Genomic DNA, 20,810 nt, shown 5'->3' with positions numbered 1-20,810 from the left:
CGAGGTGATCTTGGCGGGGGTTTTCTTTATCATGACGAGGTTTTGATTTTTCGAATGAGTGTAGGTGTGCATGTCGACATCCCGTGACCCGGTTTTTGATTCCCGCTTTAAGTCCGGCTTTCTCCATCCTCGTCATTGGCCTACCTGGATCAGTTTGTTGCTATTAGTGGTGCTGGCCTGGTTTCCGGTGCGTCTGCGTGACCGGTTTGCCCGCAGTTTCGCCCCCCTGGTGATCCGTTTTTCCAAACGGCAGTGCAATGTGGCGCGTACTAATTTTCGCCTCTGCTTCCCCGAGCAAACCGAGGTCGAGCGTGAAGCGCTGCTCAAGAGCAGTATCGAAATCGGTTTGCAGACGTTCCTGGCGTTTGCTGAAGCGACCAGTCTGCCTAAAGCCATGTTCCTGCGTCGCTTTTCCATCGAGGGGTGGGAGCATGTGACTCGGGAACTGGCGACCGGCAAGCCGATCATCTTCATGATCCCCCATTCCTGGGCCATCGATCTGGCCGGTCTCTACATGACCGCCCTGGGTTTACCCATGTGTACCATGATGCACAGTGCGAAAAACCCAGTGTATGACTGGTTTATCAATCGGCAGCGGGCGCGGTTTGGCGGCAAAATCTACGAGCGTAGTGTCGGTATCAAACCGGCTATCAAATCCATGCGCGACGGATTTCATTTTTTCTATCTGCCGGATCAGGATCATGGCGCAGACCTGAGCCTGTTTGTGCCGTTCTTTGGACAGATGAAGGCGACGTTGCCAGCGTTACCCAAATTGGTGAAATTAGCCGGTGCCAGCGTGATCCCGATGTTCAGTGCCTACAACCCTGACTCCGGATGCTATGAGTTGATTTTCCGTCCGGCCATGGAGCCTTATCCAACAGCGGATCTGGAGGCCGATACCCGACGGATGAATGAGGAAATCGAGATCATGCTGGACCCAAGACGCGAGCAGTATATGTGGTTCCTCAAATACTTCCGTACCCGTCCGGCCGGGGATTTGACCAAGGTGTATGACTAGTTCCAGGACGTTCTGAATAAACCCGAAAAGGATGCAAGGGTGGATTACAAAGAGCTGGCCGATCCGGCAACCCGGACTTTGGTTGAAGCAATACTGGGGTCAGAGACCATCACGGCCCGCAAGCGCTGGGCTCTCCTGCAACTGAGTGTCTGGCGGGAGGCCGGTTGGGTTGAACCCCAAGCTACAGCAGGCAGTTACCGTGTTACACACCGCGGGCGTCTGGTGTTCCAGCATGCACTGCTGGAGCTGAAGCTGCATCAGCAACCGGATACCGAGCAGTCGTTGCAACAGCTGGCACTGGAGCTTCCGCCGCGCGTCCACCGACAAGTACTGGGCGCCTTGTTACGCGGCGATCGTCACTATCGCTGGCAGACAGAAGAGCTGGCGACTTTGGCGGCAGAAGGTACCCGGGCTACCCAGGATGGTTTGCTCCGGATCCGCAGCCAGGTGCCATTTAACCTCTTTTTTTCACAAGGCGGTTTACTGGATGCCAAACCCCTGCAGCAGCTACTCGGCGAGGTGATCCTGCCGGAAGTGGCACTGGAGCAGTTGCATAAGGTGCTCTGGACCGAAGCCCCCCCACAGCAGGTGATCACGGTAGAAAGCCGTGCAGCTTTTGTGACTCTGGAACCGCAAGCCGGCCAAATACTGCTGCTGACTCCACCCGAGCATACCCGACTGGCCGAGCGTTTTATTGCTACCTTGACGCCCAATTTTAGCTGGGGCCACTTCGGAGATTTACACCCGCAGGCTCTCTGCCGCCAGCAGCAACTTGCCGAGCGTTTGGGGCGACCACTACGCTTACTGCTGCCTCGGGAGCTTCCTGCTTTAGTCGCCCGATTGGGTAAGCCTTTACCGGCAGATTCTCGTTGGCAGGGCGCTGGCGTACCGACGCCTTTGCAGGTTCCGCTGGCCTCGTTGATCGATCAACAGCGCTGGCTGGAGCATGAAGTGATGACACTGTTTGTGCAGGATCAGCTTTCTGCTGCCTTGCCATGACATTCTATGTGAAAACCATTTTTTACCGTTCGGCAGAGTGATATAACAGGCAATCGCACCCGTCTGGTGCCCCGTGCGGGGTCACCGACGCGTGCAGGTCAGCTGCCATCGACAACCAAACAAAGACAGGGATTAACATGTTTGAACAGGTAACCGCCGCACCCGCTGATCCGATTCTGGGTCTGACCGATGAGTTCCGTAATGATGCCCGTAGCCACAAAATCAATTTGGGCGTTGGCATTTACAAGAATGATGCCGGGGACACGCCGATCCTCTCCTGCGTCAAAAAAGCAGAGCAAATCCTGCTAGACACGGAAAAGACCAAAAATTACCTGAGCATTGAAGGCAATGCCGAATATGGGCAGTTGGTGCAGCATTTGCTGTTTGGTGCGGATCATGAGATTGTCACCAGCAAGCGCGCCCGTACGGCACAAGCTCCAGGTGGCACAGGAGCCCTGCGCATTGGGGCCGAATTTCTGTCCCGGCAAAAACTCAGTCGCAAGGTCTGGATTTCCAATCCAACCTGGGTCAACCATTTTCAGGTCTTCGGTGCCGCAGGTCTGGAGACCGGGGAATATACCTATTACAACCCGGCAACCCGAGGACTGGATTTCGACGCCATGTTGCAATCTTTGTCTGCCGCGCAAGCTGGCGATGTGGTGCTACTACACGGTTGCTGCCACAACCCGACCGGAATCGATCCGACTCTCGAGCAATGGGAAGTGCTGGCCAAGTTCTGTGCTGAACGCAAGTTGCTGCCGTTCTTCGATTTTGCCTATCAGGGCTTCGCTCGCGGAGTCGATGAAGATGCTGCAGGTCTGCGCCTGTTTGCCCGGTTCAACCGTGAGTTGTTAGTTGCCAGTTCATTCTCCAAGAACTTCGGCCTCTATAACGAGCGGGTCGGGGCCATAACCCTGGTGACCGAGGCGGAGGCGGTTGCAAATGTTGCTTTCAGTCAAGTGAAAGCGGCTATCCGCGCGAACTACTCCAATCCACCAGCCCATGGTGCCGCCGTAGTGACCACAGTGCTCAAGGATGCCGCACTCAAGCAAGAGTGGATTGGCGAAGTAACCCAGATGCGTGACCGTATCTGGCAGATGCGTGAGCTGTTTGTCGCCAAGCTCAAGGAGCAAGGTGTCCAGCAAGACTTCAGCTTCATGACCGAGCAGAACGGTATGTTCTCGTTCTCCGGCCTGAACAAGGACCAGGTTGCGCGGTTGAAGAACGAATTTGCGGTCTACATCGTTGGCTCAGGCCGTATCAGTGTCGCCGGGATCACCAGTGGCAACATTGACGCCCTCTGTCAGGCCATTGCCAAGGTGTTGTAATGCATGGTCGCCGAATGTGTTGATTCATTCGGCGATATTATATTGCGCATAAAAATGAAGCCATCATTGATGGCTTCATTTTTATGGATAGCTAACTCATTGTTAACCCTTGGACGACGCTGCAGCGTCAACTCACGGGTATGATTTGGCCGAGCAACATAGTGAGATGCTGCTGCAGATATTGATGAAAATCGGCTCGGAACGGGGCTAAGACTTCATTTTGCAGCGCCAGCGTCATCATGGCACTGGGATGACTGAGCTTCCAACAGCCTACGATGGCTGCGAAAATATGTAACAACAAGTTGATAACCTGATCCAAACTCATACCAAACTGCTGATTGAGTTGTATGCCTAATGGTTCAAACACTTGCAGAATGTAGGTCTTGAATGCGATCGCTTCGTCTTCGGTCAGGGGTTTCTCCAAGACGTCAGCCAGAACAGCGGTCAGTTTACAAAACAGGGGTTGTGCAACCAATGCCGCGGCGAGTTTCTCGACGCTGGGCGCCAGAAATACCTGTTGCAGTGATGGCGACAGAATAGCCAATTCTCGGCGATAAATTTCGAGAAATATCAGCTCCTTGACTCGGAAATAGCGATACAGAGCGGCTTTGGTAATACCGACTTCACCGGCTATTGTGCTGAGATTACATTCGTCGAGAGTATTAGTGGCTAATAAACCTTTCGCTGATGCCAGGATGGCTTCTACTCGATCTGTTTTTTCTTCTTGTCGTCTTGCTCGCCTGTACGGTCGCATTACCATTTTGCTCCATGTCTCCGAACCGGTCCTATAACGTATTCATTATCATAAGATAAGGCTAATATTGCTACTGAATTAGCTAAATCTTACGCCGTTCATCTGCTGTATATTTTATCACTCACCTGTTAGATCTGACAGGTCAAATGACGTGGCTCATGGTTTTTATTTTTTCCTTTGCCGTGCTTCCGTGACCGTAAGCCCTATTTCAGCCTTTTCACTCGTCCTGTTTACACCTGGATTTGAATTTCCAAGCTTTCACGGTTTTTATCACAGGTTGCACAGTTCCCTGAGATATAGCAGAGCGGCTTGGCTGCAAGTTGAAACCTGTTGCGAGGAAATGATAAACAGAAGCTTTATTACATGCTGTAATACAGCACGACGTTGTAGCTGATGAGGTAGTAGAAATTGATTGCGAAATTAAGTGTTGAAGAACAAGACGTTGGGGCCTTGTACCAACAGTTGACGGGTCGCTCGATGAAAGAAATTTTATTTCATCTATTTGAACAGCAAAGCTTTACCCATCGGGATGCTCTGGATCTGGATCTCCTCTGGGCAGAATACGAATTCACCGATGAGCTGGTTGCCGAGATCTTTGGTGACTACTGCCGGGAGAACCCAATTCGCATGACGACCTATCAGGAAGCGATTTTGTGGCATTCAGATAAGGATCTGGTTCCCAGTGCGATCACCAAAGCTGAATTTGAGATGGGGTCGCAGATGTTCCATGAAAAAGCCGCGATTTTTAATGGCACAGTGCGCCTGATCGGTGGCTATCTCAACGATGACACTCCGAATCGCAAAGGGCTGTGTCGCTGGATTGCGCCCAACACCTTCGCCATGCTGTATGTGGTTCGGCAGGCGCGGGGCCCCTTCATGGGCTTCTTTTTCCCGCGGGATGGCGGCACCACCGTCAGTCAGGTTATGCACTAATCTGCTGCTCGAGCCTGGATCTTTGCCCGGTGTGCAAGCATCTGCACACCGGGACCGGCTCCCGCTACCAAATTGGCTGGGTTAGAAAAGGGTTGCTGAGCCGCTCGCGACCGAAAGTCGAGTTTGGGCCATGTCCCGGGATAAAGGTGATGTCATCCCCCAGGGGCAACAGTTTTTCGGTAATGCTGGCGATGAGATCGCTGTGATTGCCTTGTGGGAAGTCGGTCCGGCCAATCGATCCTTGAAACAAGACATCGCCCACCAGAGCCAGTTTGCTGGGCTGATGCAAGAACACCACATGCCCCGGCGTATGTCCTGGACAATGCAGAACTTGCAACTGCTGGTTGCCCAGCGTCAGGGTCTCGCCTTCATTAAGCCAGCGATCAGGCACAAATGCTTCGGTCAGGGGAAAACCAAACATTTCAGATTGTGCAGGCAGTGCTTGTAGCCAAAAGGCATCGGCAGGGTGGGGACCTATGATCGGGCAGCCTGTTGCCTGACGTATTTCGTCAGCAGCCCCGACGTGGTCCAGATGGCCATGAGTCAACCAGACTGCGGTCAGCGTCAATCCATGATCGGCAATCACGGAAAGAAGATGCTTCATCTCGCCACCGGGATCGATCAAGGCGGCGGCATTCGTTTCATCACACCACAACAGCGTACAATTCTGCATGAATTGGGTGACGGGAAGTATTTGATATTTAAGCATATGAATTCCTGTGCAAGGTCCGTCTAAATCATGTTGTCGATTCTATCCTGCCGCGCTGATGCACTCCAACCGCTCTTACTGCGGAGGCTTGAACATGGATGCCAACTCCCGAGCCAGTTGGTCATGGAATTCTGCAGTCCAGTGCAGGCCATCGGCTCCGGGACAAAAATGACGGTCCATTTGATAACAGTGAACATGCCATTTCCGAGCGGTGGCAAGCCATAAGGCACCGAGTTCCTGACTGGCCTGCAGCTGTCCGGCAAATAGCGTCTGCCAGCCAGCTGTCAGGCGACCCAAGGGTGCAGGAGCAATCAAGGTCAACCCGCAGCTCGGTGCTAGCTCCTGCCAGGCCTGTAGGTAATGTTCGAGTGCCTGTTGGCATTGCTGCGGTGTTGCGCCAGCAGCCAGATCATTAATGCCCAAAGCCAACACCAGATCTGCAGGCCGAGCCCGTAAACAGCGCTGCCAATCCTCAAAACCAGGCTCCAGACCCGATTGCGATCGAGCAAACCACAGGGTCCGTCCTGGCTTGCCTTCCAGTTGCAACGGTCGATTTAACCGCTGTGCCAGTTGTTGAGGCCAGCACAGAGCGGCAGGATAACGGCCGCCTCGGGGATCAAAGCCCCATGTATTCGAGTCGCCAAAACAGAGCAGCAGAGAAGATGTTTCATTCATCGTACCGTGGTCCATATTGTGGAGGTGGAAAGGGGATGGTCGCTCCTCGTTGCAACGGATTGGGTGCAGTGAGCGTGCAATTGGCTATGGCGCGCTCGGGTTATCGTGCTTGCGGTCGTGGTTGAAAACTTAAGGCTTGCAGGTATTCCCGACAGGCCGAGGCATCGCCCTCGAACACAATTTTGGCCGCACGATCCCGCAGATGTCGCAGGTAGATAGGATCGTAATAATCGACCAGCAGGCGCTCAATCCAGAGATCGTGACCGGATGCATCGCCGTGCTGAAATTGCGCCTGTAACGCCTCGGCCAATACGCCCTGCAGATGCTGGCAGCGCTCGCTTCCCAGTCGTCGTTCCAGTTTGCCAAGACTGCCCTGCAAAAAACGGCTGAGTGCTTCTGCCGCCGCATCCATTGCCATATGGTGGCTGAAGCGGGTTAGCAGCCCGGTGACATATTCGGTGCGGATCCGGTTAATCCGCTCGCCCAATGGTGCGTGCAGCAGGATGAGCGGTGCCTGCTCCATGCTGGTGTACAACGGCAGTGGCAAGGTGCAGCGACCGATCATCCGGCTCTCATCCTCCAGAATGAGATGAGTCTGTCCGGTTTGTTCCCGCTGCAGTAGCTCGATGGCAAGGTTGTTTTCAAAATCGATGTTACCAGGCTGCCCCTCCGGCAGGGCTCCAAAACTGGAGCCCCGGTGATGGGCGTGGGCTTCCAGATCAATCGCTGCCGGTAACTGCGCTAATAGTTCGGTTTTGCCGCAGCCGGTCATGCCGGTGACCAGCCACAACGGATCTCGCGTGCTGATGCGGGTCAGAGTTGCAATCAAAAATTGTCGCAACGCTTTATAACCGCCCGCAACTCGGGGAACTATGCAGCCCCGCTCGGCTAACCATTGCTGCACCGTCTGCGAACGCAAGCCACCGCGAAAACAATAGAGCACAGTGTCCGGGTGTTGACGGATCTGGGTCTGCCAGGCTTGGAGCCTTTGCTCCCTCATTTCTCCGCTAACCAGCTGATGCCCCAGGGCAATCGCAGCCTGCTGGCCCTGTTGCTTGTAGCAGGTTCCCACGGCTGCCCGCTCGTCATCGCTCATGAGCGGCAGGTTGATTGCACGGGGGAAGGCGCCTTCGGCAAATTCAATCGGTGCACGCAGGTCAATCAGCGGGCGCTGTTGTAAGAACAGCGCCGCGTAGTCCTCGAGGCAAGGTAATGGTTTTGTCATCAGACGCTCAACTCGATGCGGTGGTCAGAGCTCGCTTGTTGTAATCGGCCAATCGGCTGCAGTGTCAAGCCTGCGCCCTGGGCACAGGCGTGGAATTCAGCCAAGGCCTCAGGGCGTACGGCAACCAGCAAGCCGCCACTGGTTTGTGGATCACACAACAGTTGTTGCTGACGTTGGGTCAAAGGCGCGATCTTGTGGCCATAGGCTTCAAAATTCCGACCCGTGCCACCCGGCACACAAGCCGCCTGCAGGTAGTCATCGATGGCAGGGAGCAGCGGGATGGCCGCCATATCAAGGTGGGCACTCAGGTCAGCGCCCTCGCACATCTCGATGAGATGGCCCGCCAGCCCGAAGCCGGTGACATCGGTCAGGGCTGTCACACCAGGAAGTTTGGCAAATTCGGCCCCGACCTTGTTCAAGGTACACATCCAGTCGATTGCCAGTTGTGCATGCTCGGCTTGCAGTCGCTGTTTTTTTTGTGCCGTGGTCAGGATGCCGATCCCCAGCGGCTTGGTGAGAAACAGCAGATCGCCAGCCTGAGCCGTGTCATTTCGCTTGAGCTGCGAGAGCTCAACCAGGCCATTGACGGCAAGACCAAAAATGGGCTCCGGTGAGTCAATGCTATGGCCGCCGGCTAACGAAATCCCGGCATCTCGACAGGCCTGTCGGCCACCATCCACCACAGCCTGGGCAATCTCGGCGCCGAGCAACTGCACGGGCCAACCAAGAATGGCGATGGCAACCAGCGGGGTTCCACCCATCGCATAGATATCACTGATGGCATTGGTCGCGGCGATACGGCCGAAGGTGAAGGGGTCATCGACAATCGGCATAAAAAAATCGGTGGTCGAGATCAGTCCCCGGCCGTCTCCCAATGCCACCACGGCAGCATCATCTTTACTGTGATATCCCACCACTAGCTTGGGATCGGTGAAGGCTGGCAGTTGGCTACGCAGAATGGTATCCAGCACCTTGGGAGAGATCTTGCAACCACAACCGGCACCATGGCTGTATTGGGTCAAACGGATGGGCTCAGACATCAAATCCTCACTCACTGTATGGCGAAGGCGATGATTATACGCAGACTGCCGTTATTTGTCGGCCCTGGTGATTGCTTCTAGGGCTGATGGCGTCCGCTCTCGCTGGAGAGCCAAGGGGGCAGGGGATTGGCTTGTCATTAAATCATCATGAAGACGTCATGGAAAAGCGACACTCGTGCGGGATCCTGTGCCGGTATCAGCAATTAAACGCTCCAGTAGCCGGAATCCAACGCCATGAAATTAAAAAAACGTCAACTTCGTCAACGCCATCTCTGGTTTGCGGTGTGGAATCAGGAAACCAGCACCTCGGAATATGCATTCAGTTCACAGCCCCGGGCTAAAATCAGCAGCCGGTAATTAAAACTGCCGGCCATCGCCTGGTAATCATCACACTGCTTTGCCACCATGAAAGAAAAACAGGTGGTGATGTATGTATCTGGAACAGATTGAAATCTCAGGCTTTCGCGGCATCAATCGACTCTCCATTACCCTGCAGCAAACAACCGCCCTGATTGGTGAAAACGCCTGGGGTAAGACCAGTTTACTACGCGCCCTCTGGTGCTTGTTGGGGCAAGGAGTGGTTCCCTATCAATTCGAATTGACCGATTTTCATCGCGCCGACGATGCCGATCTCCCCTCTACTCATCAACTATACATAGTGCTCACCTTCCGCGAATACCGGCCCGATATGTGTCAACACTCCCAGCGTTTGTCTCGTCTGTCCAAGATCTGGTGTCGCAGCAAGGATGGTTTGCACCGCATCCATTATCGGGCTGCCGCCGAATTGATGGCGGATGGAAGGGTCGAATCGGAACATGGTTTTCTCGACGCCCTGGGTCACAGCTTGTTAATCCCCGAGCCGGAGCCGCTGATCCATCTGCTGATGTTGATGAACCCGGTACTGCGCTTGCGAGACGCCCGCAGCACGCGGTATGGCGGTGATGAGAGTGTGCCCCAGTGGCAGGATCAGCTGGATCTGGTGTCGCAACGGGTCTTGGATGAGGACAGCAGTGGTATCGATGAGCCCACGCTGCGTCAAGGCATGGGGGCGATCCGCAGCCTGATGGAGCACTACCTGAGCCATGTACCACCGCTACGAACCAAACCGCGCAATGCCCGCGAAATAGTGTCGAAACCAACCAGCTTGCGCGGTCTGGGCGCCTTGCAAGAACTAATGCGCGGTGGTGCGCATGGGCGTGCGGTGGAGCTGGCGATGGCGGGATTAGGGGGGGCCTTGCTCGCGGCGCGTGGTGATCGGGAGATCGAGGTCGGTGCCCGCCCCATCTTGATCCTGGAAGACCCGGAGAGTCGACTGCATCCAACCATGCTGGCCTTGGCCTGGGGCTTGCTCGAACAACTGCCCGGGCAAAAGATCCTGACCACCAACTCCGGCGATCTGCTGACTTCCATCCCATTAGGTCAAATTCGCCGCTTGGTCCGTCAGCCGCACGAAACTCGGGCCTTTAGCCTGAATGATGAACAGATGAGTGCCGAAGAGTTGCGGCGGATCACCTTTCATGTGCGCATCAACCGTCCCATGTCGCTGTTTGCGCGGTGCTGGTTGCTGGTCGAGGGGGAGACCGAGATCTGGTTGCTTTCGGAGCTGGCAACCATCTGCGGCTATAGTCTGCGCGGCGAAGGGGTACGGATCATCGAGTTCGCCCAGTGTGGTGTCGCACCGCTGATCAAGGCCGCACGCGATCTGGGTATCGAATGGCATCTTTTGGCCGATGGCGACCAGGCGGGCAGTAAGTACGCCGCCAGCGTTCGGGGTCAACTCAAGGGCGAGCGGGAGATGGATCGACTCACGCCATTACCGGCCAAGGATATAGAACATTTTCTGTATCATCATGGTTTTGAGGCGGTATACCGGCGTGAGGCTGGGGTGACGGCCCACCAGATTCTACCCCCCGGCAAAGTGATTGAACGGGCCTTGAGTCGTCACAGCAAACCCGGTTTGGCGCTATCGGTGGTGGAGGCGGCCGAGCAGGCAGGAGTCGAGCAGATGCCCGCCCTGCTGCGGCAAATGTTTAGCAAGGTTATCGCCCTGGCTCGGCGCCAGAATTAACTCTTCCTCCCTCCGTCAGTCAGCTGTTTTGTTGCAGAAATCCCCCACAGACAAATAGGCAGGCGGAGCGGGGAGCTACCTGATAGTGGCGCTTTATTTCCGGTAACGGATTACCCAAGGGAATAATATCCAATGGCGAGGGTAGCGCGGTATCCACAATTCGATGCCAATTGCCATTTATATTTTGTGGCGGCAAGGGTAAATTAAATTGCAAGGGTGCCCAATAAGCATTAAAAACAATATATATCGCGACCTTCACATCTAAAGATATAGCCGTCATCGCCAGGGAGTGTGAGTTTGCATCCCAGTCGGGCGAATAGGGATTAACACCATGCCAGCAGATTTCAGAACGATGTAATATTTCAGCCAGCGAAACCATCATGCCTTCGTGTTGCGCGCGGCTAAATAGATATTTCCGATATTTAATGAGCTCTTGGGTATAGCGGAGCATTTCATCGGCTCGTTCATTCTTACGCCAGATCATCCAGCTTAAGGGCGTATTTTGGCAGTAGGCGTTATTATTGCCGTGCTGAGTCCGCAAGCGTTCATCACCCATTAATAACATGGGTGTCCCAATTGATAACATAATCGCGGTCAATAAATTTTTGCACTGCCGAACACGGAGCTTATCAATTTCCTGATTATCGGTTTCACCTTCGATGCCGTGATTCCAGCTGTAATTGTCATTCATGCCATCGCGGTTTTCTTCTCCGTTGGCGTGGTTATTTTTTTGGTTATAGCTGACCAGATCCCACAGGGTGAAACCATCGTGGCAGGTGACGAAGTTGATGCTTTTTTCCGGATCAGAATGATTATATTGATAAATGTCAGGACTGCCTGTCATGCGATCCGCAAACCGGCTGCAGGTATCGACGTCGCCTTTGATAAAACGGCGAACATCATCGCGGAATTGTCCATTCCATTCCCGCCAACGGGATCCGGCCAGAGACCCCACCTGATACAGACCACCGGCATCCCAGGCTTCGGCAATCATTTTACAATCCGCTAATACTGGATCGGTATCGATGGCGAGTAAGGTTGGCGGGTAAACCAGCGGTTTACCCTCCTCATCCCGGGACAGAATCGAGGCTAAATCAAAGCGGAAACCATCGACATGCATATGTTCCCGCCAATAGCGCAAGCTATCGATGATCAAATGTTTGGTTACCGCATGGGAACCATTGAGGGTATTGCCACACCCGGAGTAGTTGGTATTCAGTTTGGTTTTGGGGTCGAGAATATAATAGGCCTCGTGATCGATGCCTCTGAAACAAAATATTGGCCCATCATCACCACCCTCGGCAGTATGGTTATAAACCACATCCAGAATAACTTCGATCCCCGCTTTATGTAAGGCTTTGACCATATCCCGAAATTCATTGACGGCGCCTTTTATTTCAGGATTACTGGCATAGCCACTGTGCGGTGCAAAAAAAGACATGGGGCTATAACCCCAGTAATTGTCTTTTCCGACTGGTGCATCTTGAGGGTCAAACTGAAATACCGGCAATAACTCAACCGCAGTAATTCCCAGTGATTTTAAATAGGGTATTTTGTGAATAAGGCCAGCATAGGTGCCGCGAATATCTGTTGCTAGACCCGAGCTTTTATCCCGGGTGAATCCACCGACATGCATTTCATAGATAACAGAGCGGGACATTGGATGCTGGGGGGAAATATCCCCCTCCCAATCATAGTTTTGCAAATCAACCACCACACTCTTGGCGCAACAGTGCAAATTGGAGCCCGGTCTTGCCGCAGCCCAACGATCATAACGCGGACCTAATACGACTTCGCGGCTGTAGGGATCCAGTAATACCTTATCGGCATCAAAATGGGTTCCTTCATAAGGGCGCCAGGGGCCATTGATCCGCCAGCCATACAGCTGGCCATCCCCGATCTGGTCCACAAAGACATGCCAGTAGTAGGCGGTGCGATTGATCATCGGTGATAACTTGATCACCGTCGGCTGCTCATCCTCCGGGGAGGAAAATAACAATAACTCGACGCCGCTGGCCAAGCGGGCCCAGAGGGCAAAGTTGACGCCGCCACCTTCAATATTGGCACCTAACTGCCGGCAGTGTCCCTTGGTGATGTTCATACGTCCCCCAGACTGTCCATTAATTATTCACTGTATGAGTAGCCATTTGTTTTGCTCTGCGGTGCTAATGAACCGTTTTTTCTAAGCAGATTATTCTAATAATCCGCCTTATGCTGAAACATCTTGACGGCATCTGAACCTGTGCTACTATGCGCTCCACGTGACGCGGGGTGGAGCAGCATGGTAGCTCGTCGGGCTCATAACCCGAAGGTCGTAGGTTCAAATCCTGCCCCCGCAACCAGATCGAACGCCTTGGGCTAATGCCCAGGGCGTTTTTGTTTGTCCTCAGCACAGCGCATGCTTCAAGGGGCTGTATGTTCCCCTGTGTCCGGATTTTTGCGCCTGGACTGTGCAGGCGGCGTCGGCGGGAACAGTATGCTGGCAACCTCCTTGAAGTGATCGGCAAACATAAACTCGACTCCAGTCCGAATATAATCCGGTAATTCCAGCACATCCCCCCGATTAGCGAGCGGTACGATCAGGCGATGGATGCCTTGGCGTTTAGCCGCTATGACTTTTTCCCGTACGCCACCAATCGCCAGCACATGTCCTGTCAGGGTCAGCTCCCCGGTCATGGCGATATTCTTGACCGGTGCCAGATTGAGGGCCAACGAGAGGAGGGCACTGGCCATGGTGATACCGGCGCTGGGCCCGTCTTTTGGTGTTGCCCCTTCGGGGATGTGCAAATGGATGCCCGCTTGTTCAAAACAATGGGCATCGGCACCCAACAGCTTGAGGTTGCTGCAGATATAGCTATATGCCAATTCTGCGGATTCGCGCATTACATCGCCCAGTTGTCCGGTCAGCTTCAGACTGCGGCCCTGTTGATTGACCACGCTGGCTTCGATGGACAAGATAGCGCCACCCAGCGCGGTCCAGGCCAGCCCGGTCACGATCCCTACACCATGCAGGGCCTGCTCTTTACGAAATAATGGATTGCCCAGGTAGTTGGGGATGTCGGCGGCTTTGATGCGCAGACTGGTGACCTCATGGTTCAGCAGACTGACCACGGCTTTGCGGATAATTTTTGCCAGCAGGTTTTCCAGATTGCGCACGCCGGCTTCCCGGGCGTAGTTATCAATGATACGGCGTATGGCGCCATCGCTGATCCTGATCTGTTGTTTACTGACTCCGGCTTTTTCCAGCTGCCGTGGCCAGAGGTGGTGGCGGGCAATGGCTAATTTTTCCTGGGACAGGTAACCGGAGAGCCGGATCATATCCATCCGATCCAGCAAAGGGGCGGGAATGGAGTCCAGAGTATTGGCGGTGCAGATAAACAGACACTTGGACAAATCCAGCCGCAGATCCAGATAGTGATCGAGAAAGTTATGATTTTGTTCCGGATCCAGGGTTTCCAGCAGGGCGGATGCCGGATCCCCCTGATGACTGCTGCCCAGTTTGTCGATTTCATCCAGCATGATCACCGGATTCATCACCTTGCTCTCCTTGAGCGCCTGCACAATTTTACCGGGCATGGCACCAATATAGGTGCGACGGTGACCTTTGATTTCCGCCTCGTCCCGCATGCCGCCGACACTAAACCGATAGAAGGGACGCCCTAAAGTGCGGGCAATGGAGTGACCAATCGACGTCTTGCCGACACCGGGTGGACCAATCAACAGCATGATGGCGCCACTGATGTCTTGCTTGAAGGTGCCGACCGCCAGGAATTCGATGATCCGTTGTTTAACGTCTTGCAGGCCGTCATGATCGGTATCCAGAATGGTCCTGGCGCGCTGTATATCCAGTTGATCCTGATGATAGAGCCCCCACGGAACCTGGCTAATCCAGTCCAGGTAGTTGCGGGTGACGGCGTATTCCGGGGAGCCAGCCTCCAGAATTTTTAGTTTATCCAGCTCTTCCTGGAAGCGTTGCTGGACCGCCGCCGGTATGTCATGGCCTTGCATCCGTTTGCTGAAACCATCGATTTCTGCGGTCTTGTCATCCTTCTCCAGTCCCAGCTCACGCTGTATCACCTTCAGTTGTTCCCGCAGGAAAAACTCCCGCTGCCGCTCGTTGATACTGCGGTTGACTTCATCCCGGATCTGGTTGTGCAGTTTGGCAACCTCGATCTCTTTTTTGACCAGTGCCAGCGCCTTTTTCAGGCGTTCAAACAGCAGGGGAGTATCCAGAATGTCTTGCAATTCATCACCGGTGGCGGTGGTAATCGCCGCCGCGCAATCGGCCAGCGGCGAGGGATCATTGGGATTGAAGCGATCCAGATATTGCCGCAGCTCTTCGCTGTAGAGTGGATTGATGGGGAGCAGCTCTTTGATGGCGGAGATCAGCGCCAGGGCGTAGGCTTTGATTTCGGTATCACTGCGCGCCGCGAGATCGTCCAGCGGTGGATAACGCACTTCGACCAGGTAGGGCGGTTTATGGCTAAGCCACTGGACGATCTCAACCCGCTCGATCCCTTCGGCGACGAATTGCAACTCACCATTCCCCGAGCTGGCCTGCAGAATGCGCACTGCACAGCCGGTTCGCGGTGTTACCTCGGGCAGGGGCTTGACGTGTTCTTGTTCCTGTTCGTCGGTGATGCGAAACAGGGCCACCATCTTGTGGGGCGAGTTGGCCACCCGCTCAATAGTCTTTTGCCAGGGATCGGACTGAATTTGCACCGGCAGGATCTGGGAGGGTAAAAACGGACGGCCAAAAATCGGGATCACATACAACTGACTAGGGCGATCCTGCCCCGGCAATACCAGGCCCGTGGTCTTACTTTCTGGCGTGTGAGCTGTGTCATTACTCATGCGTGTCACCATCGATAAAGAGACTCGGTGATAGTGATGATCTTGAAGTCAAAGCGGCTAGATTCTGCATATGCCGCTTGCATGAGTGTAGGAAGATTTTCTGCTCGTCTGCTGGATATGATTCACAACAATGGCAATTTCTGAGTGCTGTAGCGGGCCATATCAGCGCAGCGTCTATAAAAAAACGCAGCCGATATGGGCTGCGTTTTTTATTGCTCAATATCAGCGAGGAGAAGCCGGGTTTAGAATTTCAAACCGCGTAGCAGCTGATCCAGCTCGTTGGCGGTCACCTTCAGATTCTGTGTTCCGCCCACGGTAGCCGCAGTCGACTCTTCCACCTGCATGGATTGCTGGCGCACCTCTTCAAGATTTTGCGAGATTTCTGCCGCAACGGAGCTCTGTTGCTCGGCTGAGGTCGCGATCTGCGCACTCATCTCGAATACGGATTCACTATACGAGGCGATGCGCTCGATATCGTGTCCCACTCCGGTGATGAGCTCGCGGCTGGTCGCAGCCTGATGCACGGTTTTATCCATGATCTGATTCAAGGCTCCGGTACCGCTTTGGAGCTCCTCGATCATCTTCTGAATTTCAACCGTTGCCTGTTGCGTACGACCGGCCAGGGTTCGTACTTCATCGGCGACCACCGCAAAGCCACGACCCTGTTCTCCGGCCCGAGCCGCCTCAATCGCGGCATTCAAGGCCAACAGATTGGTCTGTCCGGAGATGGAGTTGATGACGGTGACGACTTCACTGATTTTGTTGGCGCGGTTGGTCAGTTGTTCGACGGCACTGGAAGCCTGGCTGATTTCATCGGCCAACGCCTGGATTGCGTCGATCGTGCGATTGACGCTGGCAGCGCCCTGGCTGGCTTCTTCACTGGAGTGACGGGTCTGGGCCGAGGTGTCATTGGCATTGCGCGCCACTTCCCGGATCGCGGCCGTCATCTCTTCCATGGCCGTGGCCAGCGAGTCGAGATATTGACGCTGCGAGGCCGCCGTATCCTGACCTTCCTGTGCTGCTTCCCGGAATTCATCGGCAAACAGCTCCAGGGCTTCGGCACTGTCATGAACCAGTTTCACGGTATGTTGTTGACGACCCGCCAGGGTATCGATGCTTTGCGCCAGGGCACTGAATTCATCCCGAGTCGGAATGAAGTTCAAGCGTTCCGTCAGATCACCATCGGCGACCCGACTTAAGGCCTTATTTAATGAGAAGATGGCGCCAGAAATAAAAGTGCTCAGATAGTAGCTGACGGCGGCCATTACCAGAATCGCCAAAACAATTACGGTGAAGGTCGTATTATGCCCATTCCACAGTGATAACTGGCTCAGGTCCACGGTGCCACTCAGGAACCTCTGGTTGGCGGTCGGTACGGTAATGGTCATGGCATCACCGACTTGATGTTGCCCTTCTACACCACTGTCAGCCAGACGGATACCGTCGGGTAGTTTGATATCGGAGACGTCCTTTACCTGATCCAGTAACGTCACCGCATTTTGCAATTTTAGCTCTAGGCCTTCGATCAGATCGGTCCGGCGCAGTTGGTTGTTTTGATGAATCAAGACGGCAGTGATGAGCACAATTACTAACAGAGGGAACCAGAAGAGAACGTGGAATTTTTCCTGAATGGTCATATTAATCAGAATACGGTCTACCCAGCGAAATTTGACTTCTTTCATGATGCGCGGAATCCTAATGATGAAACTGCTTTCATCATACCCTGATGGCCTAAAAACCGAAGCCAGGAGGATCACAAAATGTCGGATAAAGCCGTGCGGATTCAGGTTTTTGGCCGGGTTCAGGGGGTAGGCTTTCGTTATTTCACCCGCCAACGGGCCATGGCGCTGAGATTGCGTGGCCGAGCGAGCAATCTGGCCGATGGTTCAGTGGAGGTTTTGGCGGTCGGTGAAACCTCGGACGTCGAGCAATTAATCCAGTGGTTGCGACAGGGTCCCCCTTCGGCGACGGTGGAGCGTATCGTGGTCAACCGACTCGATGCCCTACCACAAGGAGTACTGGGCGATGAATTTCGCGCGTATTGAACCTCGACATCTGTTCATCCAGCGCTGCGACGAGCTTGGCGCCCTGACGGCCGCCGAGGTTTGGGATATGGAGTCGCTGCACCAATTCCGAGTGAGTCTGCGCGCCTGTCTTGCCTGGCAGCCATTGTGGCAAATTACCGCCTTGCCCGCAGATCTGGGTCGCCAGACAAAACAGTGGCGTTGTTTGCTCAAAAGCGTGAGTCGACAACGTAACCACGATGTCTTCGTGGCGTATTTACAGAGGCTCCCGCACACGCGGGCATTACGCAAGAGGTTGACCTCACAGGTCCGTGCCACGCGAAAACCACCCGAGTCACAGTTGCTGGCTATGCTGCAGGGTTTGCAGCAGGTGCTAGTGGCGTGGCAGCAGTGGATGACACCGGTGCTCTTTCAACAGCAACTGCTCCTGGTGCGAGCGCTGTATGTTGAGATCATCCGAAAGTCTCTACAGCAAGGGCGGCAGCCATCACCGCGGAATCTGCATCAACTGCGCCTGGCAATTAAATCGTTGCGCTATCTGCTGGATCTGCTGGCAACCGTTTCTACGGACTATCAGATGCTGAGCTGTCATTGCCGAAGCTGGCAGGACAAGCTGGGGTACTTTGCCGATCTGAGTGCGCTAAGCCGTTGGCTCAAACGGCAGCAGCAACCAGAATTGGCGGCGCTAGTGCGGGGGCGGCGGCAAGCTTTGGCGGAGATCCTGTGGGCCGAGCGGGAGGATATCGAGCAGTTGCTAACCCGGGTCATGGCGACACCCGTGCCCGAGTGTCAGCAGTTAGTGCGATCATTTGGTTTGCAAGTCAGCGCCCAGATGGTCTGAATCACGGCGCTGAATGGCTGAATAGTATGGATTGAGAATAAAAAAAACGGCCCGTAGGCCGTTTAGGATTAATCCGGTGTTCGGTTTACTTCACGCGCATACCCGGTTGGGCGCCGTCGTGAGGCTCGAGAATATAGAGCTCTTTGCCGCCAGGACCGGCGGCCAGCACCATGCCTTCGGACATGCCGAAGCGCATCTTGCGCGGTGCCAAATTGGCCACCATCACCGTCAATTTGCCTACCAGCGTCGCCGGATCGTAGGCAGAGCGAATGCCAGCAAATACCTGGCGGGTTTCTCCACCGATATCCAGCTGCAACTTCAACAACTTATCAGCATCGGCGACCAGTTCGGCATTCACGATGCGGGCAATACGCAGATCCAGTTTGGCAAAATCGTCATAGGCAATTTCCGGCGCAATCGGCTCGATTTCAGTGTCCTTACCCGGAGCGCTCTGATGTTGGGACTTGCTGCCCTGGGTCTTGCTGGCTTCGGCGACCAGATCTTCCTTGGATGCGTTGATCATCTCCTCGATCTTTTTCGGATCGATGCGGCTGAATAGCGCCTTGAAGGGGGCAATGGAATGCGCCAACAGCGGGGTATCAATCCCGTCCCAGCTCAGACTGGTTTTCAAGAAGGCGGCGCTGCGTTCGGCCAGTTGTGGCAATACCGGCTGCAGGTAGGTCATCAGTATCCGGAACAGGTTCAGCGATACGGTACAAACTTCCTGCAACTCGGCTTCACGGCCCTCTTGCTTGGCGATCACCCAAGGCGCTTTTTCATCTACATAGCGGTTGGCAATATCCGCCAGCGCCATGATGTCACGAATAGCACGGCTGAACTCGCGCGCCTCGTAGGCTTCGGCGATACGCTCCCGGGCGGCAACAAATTCGCTATACAAGGCCGGCTCGGTATTGGTCGCTGCCAACTGGCCATCGAAGCGCTTGCTGATGAAGCCAGCGGTGCGGGAAGCCAGATTGACCAGCTTGTTGACCACATCGGCGTTCACCCGGGCGACAAAGTCGTCCAGATTCAAGTCCAGATCGTCAATTCGGCTGTTGAGCTTGGCGGCATAGTAATAACGCAGGTATTCCGGATCCAGATGTTGCAGATAGGTTCCGGCCTTGATGAAGGTGCCCTTGGACTTGGACATCTTGGCGCCATTCACCGTCACATAACCATGGACGAAGACATTGCTGGGTTTGCGGAAACCGGCCCCTTCGAGCATGGCCGGCCAAAACAGGGTGTGGAAGTAGAGGATATCCTTGCCGATGAAGTGATACAGCTCGGCGTCGCTCTCCTTGCTCCAGAATGCATCGAAGTCGAGTTCTGGACGCTTGGCGCACAGGTTCTTAAACGAGCCCATGTAACCAATGGGCGCATCCAGCCAGACATAAAAATATTTGCCCGGCGCGTCGGGGATCTCGAAGCCGAAATAGGGGGCATCGCGGGTGATATCCCACTGCTGCAAGCCGGATTCGAACCACTCCTTGAGCTTGTTGGCCATCTCTTCTTGCAGGGCGCCGGAGGTGGTCCAGTTCTGCAGCATGCCGGCAAACTGCGGCAAGTCGAAGAAGAAGTGCTCGGTCTCCTTCATCACCGGCGTCGCACCGGAGACTGCGGATTTAGGATTGATCAGTTCGGTGGGGCTATAGGTGGCACCACACACATCGCAGTTATCGCCATACTGATCGACCGCCTTGCACTTGGGACAGGTGCCCTTGACGAAACGATCGGGCAGGAACATCGACTTTTCCGGATCAAACAGCTGGGAAATGCCCCGGCTCTTGATATAGCCACCATCCCGCAGACGGGTATAGATGAGGCTCGCCAACTCGCGATTTTCATCGCTATGGGTGGAGTGATAATTGTCAAAGCTGATGCCAAAACCGGAAAAATCCGCCTGATGTTCGGTGGATACCTCGGCAATCATCTGCTCCGGGGTGATCCCCAACTGCTGGGCCTTGAGCATGATCGGGGTGCCATGGGCATCATCGGCACAGATAAAGTGGATGGTGTTGCCCCGCACCCGTTGGTAGCGCACCCAGATATCAGCCTGAATGTGTTCGAGCATGTGCCCGAGGTGAATAGAGCCGTTTGCATAAGGCAAGGCACAGGTAACCAGAATTTTACGAGCTGCGTTGGCCATAGTTCCTGTCTGTGTCGGGAAAATGAAGTGGAGCAACATGTTACCCGATGCAACGGGGATCTGCCTAGGCGCAATGCCACGACCAGCGGCAATTGTCCCTGTTTCTATGGCACTTTTCTTGTACACTCGGCCGAGATCCCGCAGGTCCCAACCAGGTTTGCCGCCCCCTCCGATACTCTTGTGTTGTTGATGTGGG

General features: G+C 54.5%; 16 protein-coding genes and 1 tRNA gene. 8 read left to right on the top strand and 9 right to left on the bottom strand.

Annotated elements, in window-relative coordinates; all coding sequences use genetic code 11:
* Positions 1-70 precede the first annotated feature (70 nt).
* The 3 genes from lpxM to ACZYUB_RS05075 all read left to right on the top strand — a co-directional run bounded on the left by lpxM (position 71) and on the right by ACZYUB_RS05075 (position 3,345).
* The gene (gene lpxM / locus ACZYUB_RS05085; protein WP_463946071.1) at positions 71-1,018 is read left to right on the top strand and encodes a lauroyl-Kdo(2)-lipid IV(A) myristoyltransferase; all 948 of its coding nucleotides are present in this window, start codon (positions 71-73) and stop codon (positions 1,016-1,018) included.
* Between the two features lie 39 nt (positions 1,019-1,057).
* On the top strand, positions 1,058-2,017 hold the full coding sequence (locus ACZYUB_RS05080; protein WP_463946069.1) for a hypothetical protein: 960 nt from the start codon (positions 1,058-1,060) through the stop codon (positions 2,015-2,017).
* 137 nt (positions 2,018-2,154) lie between these two features.
* Positions 2,155-3,345: an amino acid aminotransferase gene (locus ACZYUB_RS05075; protein ID WP_463946067.1), complete on the top strand. Its 1,191-nt coding sequence runs from the start codon at positions 2,155-2,157 to the stop codon at positions 3,343-3,345.
* Positions 3,346-3,472: 127 nt separating this feature from the next.
* Here ACZYUB_RS05075 and ACZYUB_RS05070 read toward each other — a convergent pair whose 3' ends face one another.
* Positions 3,473-4,105: a TetR/AcrR family transcriptional regulator gene (locus ACZYUB_RS05070; protein ID WP_463946066.1), complete on the bottom strand. Its 633-nt coding sequence runs from the start codon at positions 4,103-4,105 to the stop codon at positions 3,473-3,475.
* Positions 4,106-4,576: 471 nt separating this feature from the next.
* Here ACZYUB_RS05070 and ACZYUB_RS05065 point away from each other — a divergent pair, with 471 nt between their 5' ends.
* Positions 4,577-5,032 (top strand): hypothetical protein, encoded by a 456-nt coding sequence (locus tag ACZYUB_RS05065; protein WP_463946064.1) that lies wholly within the window; start codon positions 4,577-4,579, stop codon positions 5,030-5,032.
* 64 nt (positions 5,033-5,096) lie between these two features.
* Here the strand turns inward: ACZYUB_RS05065 and ACZYUB_RS05060 are convergent, their stop codons facing one another.
* The 4 genes from ACZYUB_RS05060 to selD form a co-directional block, all read right to left on the bottom strand.
* Positions 5,097-5,741 carry an MBL fold metallo-hydrolase gene (locus ACZYUB_RS05060; protein ID WP_463946063.1) on the bottom strand — a complete coding sequence of 215 codons (645 nt, stop codon included), beginning with the start codon at positions 5,739-5,741 and terminating at the stop codon, positions 5,097-5,099.
* A gap of 75 nt (positions 5,742-5,816) precedes the next feature.
* Entirely contained in the window at positions 5,817-6,416 is a 600-nt protein-coding gene (locus ACZYUB_RS05055; protein ID WP_463946062.1) for a GDSL-type esterase/lipase family protein, read from the bottom strand.
* A 100-nt stretch (positions 6,417-6,516) separates the two neighbouring features.
* Entirely contained in the window at positions 6,517-7,641 is a 1,125-nt protein-coding gene (mnmH, locus tag ACZYUB_RS05050) for a tRNA 2-selenouridine(34) synthase MnmH (RefSeq protein WP_463946060.1), read from the bottom strand.
* Positions 7,641-8,681, bottom strand: a complete 1,041-nt coding sequence (gene selD / locus ACZYUB_RS05045) for a selenide, water dikinase SelD (protein WP_463946058.1) — start codon at positions 8,679-8,681, stop codon at positions 7,641-7,643. Before selD ends, mnmH begins: the two co-directional genes overlap by 1 nt.
* A 430-nt stretch (positions 8,682-9,111) precedes the next feature.
* On the opposite strand from selD, the gene ACZYUB_RS05040 reads away from it, so the two are divergent.
* Complete coding sequence (locus tag ACZYUB_RS05040) at positions 9,112-10,749, top strand: DUF2813 domain-containing protein (RefSeq protein ID WP_463946056.1); 1,638 nt, start codon at positions 9,112-9,114, stop codon at positions 10,747-10,749.
* 19 nt (positions 10,750-10,768) lie between these two features.
* On the opposite strand, the gene glgX is transcribed toward ACZYUB_RS05040, so the two are convergent.
* Positions 10,769-12,850, bottom strand: a complete 2,082-nt coding sequence (glgX, locus tag ACZYUB_RS05035; RefSeq protein WP_463946054.1) for a glycogen debranching protein GlgX — start codon at positions 12,848-12,850, stop codon at positions 10,769-10,771.
* Positions 12,851-13,014: 164 nt separating this feature from the next.
* On the opposite strand from glgX, the gene ACZYUB_RS05030 reads away from it, so the two are divergent.
* Positions 13,015-13,091: transfer RNA gene (locus ACZYUB_RS05030), tRNA-Met, on the top strand.
* Positions 13,092-13,152: 61 nt separating this feature from the next.
* Here the strand turns inward: ACZYUB_RS05030 and lon are convergent.
* Together lon and ACZYUB_RS05020 are read right to left on the bottom strand one after the other, a co-directional pair.
* Complete coding sequence (gene lon / locus ACZYUB_RS05025) at positions 13,153-15,603, bottom strand: endopeptidase La (protein ID WP_463946052.1); 2,451 nt, start codon at positions 15,601-15,603, stop codon at positions 13,153-13,155.
* A 242-nt stretch (positions 15,604-15,845) separates the two neighbouring features.
* Positions 15,846-17,285 (bottom strand): methyl-accepting chemotaxis protein, encoded by a 1,440-nt coding sequence (locus ACZYUB_RS05020; protein ID WP_463946050.1) that lies wholly within the window; start codon positions 17,283-17,285, stop codon positions 15,846-15,848.
* A 78-nt stretch (positions 17,286-17,363) separates the two neighbouring features.
* Between ACZYUB_RS05020 and yccX the strand changes: the two genes are divergently transcribed.
* Both yccX and ACZYUB_RS05010 read left to right on the top strand, forming a co-directional pair.
* Positions 17,364-17,648 (top strand): acylphosphatase, encoded by a 285-nt coding sequence (gene yccX / locus ACZYUB_RS05015; RefSeq protein WP_463946049.1) that lies wholly within the window; start codon positions 17,364-17,366, stop codon positions 17,646-17,648.
* Positions 17,629-18,468, top strand: a complete 840-nt coding sequence (locus ACZYUB_RS05010) for a CHAD domain-containing protein (protein ID WP_463946047.1) — start codon at positions 17,629-17,631, stop codon at positions 18,466-18,468. The genes yccX and ACZYUB_RS05010 overlap by 20 nt, the downstream gene beginning before the upstream one ends.
* Before the next feature lie 85 nt (positions 18,469-18,553).
* Here ACZYUB_RS05010 and metG read toward each other — a convergent pair whose 3' ends face one another.
* Positions 18,554-20,614 (bottom strand): methionine--tRNA ligase, encoded by a 2,061-nt coding sequence (metG, locus tag ACZYUB_RS05005; protein ID WP_463946045.1) that lies wholly within the window; start codon positions 20,612-20,614, stop codon positions 18,554-18,556.
* Between the last annotated feature and the right edge of the window lie 196 nt (positions 20,615-20,810).

It is taken from the genome of Pseudaeromonas sp. HNCC25DJ182 (assembly GCF_055413365.1).
This window is presented reverse-complemented; position numbering and strand designations above follow the sequence as displayed.

Bases quoted from the DNA above. Each gene is read 5' to 3' on its own strand.
- lon (WP_463946052.1), bottom strand. From the start codon at position 15,603: ATGAGTAATGACACAGCTCACACGCCAGAAAGTAAGACCACGGGCCTG.
- selD (WP_463946058.1), bottom strand. From the start codon at position 8,681: ATGTCTGAGCCCATCCGTTTGACCCAATACAGCCATGGTGCCGGTTGT.
- ACZYUB_RS05075 (WP_463946067.1), top strand. From the start codon at position 2,155: ATGTTTGAACAGGTAACCGCCGCACCCGCTGATCCGATTCTGGGTCTG.
- ACZYUB_RS05060 (WP_463946063.1), bottom strand. From the start codon at position 5,741: ATGCTTAAATATCAAATACTTCCCGTCACCCAATTCATGCAGAATTGT.
- metG (WP_463946045.1), bottom strand. From the start codon at position 20,614: ATGGCCAACGCAGCTCGTAAAATTCTGGTTACCTGTGCCTTGCCTTAT.
- mnmH (WP_463946060.1), bottom strand. From the start codon at position 7,641: ATGACAAAACCATTACCTTGCCTCGAGGACTACGCGGCGCTGTTCTTA.
- ACZYUB_RS05010 (WP_463946047.1), top strand. From the start codon at position 17,629: ATGAATTTCGCGCGTATTGAACCTCGACATCTGTTCATCCAGCGCTGC.
- ACZYUB_RS05070 (WP_463946066.1), bottom strand. From the start codon at position 4,105: ATGGTAATGCGACCGTACAGGCGAGCAAGACGACAAGAAGAAAAAACA.
- ACZYUB_RS05055 (WP_463946062.1), bottom strand. From the start codon at position 6,416: ATGAATGAAACATCTTCTCTGCTGCTCTGTTTTGGCGACTCGAATACA.
- yccX (WP_463946049.1), top strand. From the start codon at position 17,364: ATGTCGGATAAAGCCGTGCGGATTCAGGTTTTTGGCCGGGTTCAGGGG.
- lpxM (WP_463946071.1), top strand. From the start codon at position 71: ATGTCGACATCCCGTGACCCGGTTTTTGATTCCCGCTTTAAGTCCGGC.
- glgX (WP_463946054.1), bottom strand. From the start codon at position 12,850: ATGAACATCACCAAGGGACACTGCCGGCAGTTAGGTGCCAATATTGAA.
- ACZYUB_RS05065 (WP_463946064.1), top strand. From the start codon at position 4,577: ATGAAAGAAATTTTATTTCATCTATTTGAACAGCAAAGCTTTACCCAT.
- ACZYUB_RS05040 (WP_463946056.1), top strand. From the start codon at position 9,112: ATGTATCTGGAACAGATTGAAATCTCAGGCTTTCGCGGCATCAATCGA.
- ACZYUB_RS05020 (WP_463946050.1), bottom strand. From the start codon at position 17,285: ATGAAAGAAGTCAAATTTCGCTGGGTAGACCGTATTCTGATTAATATG.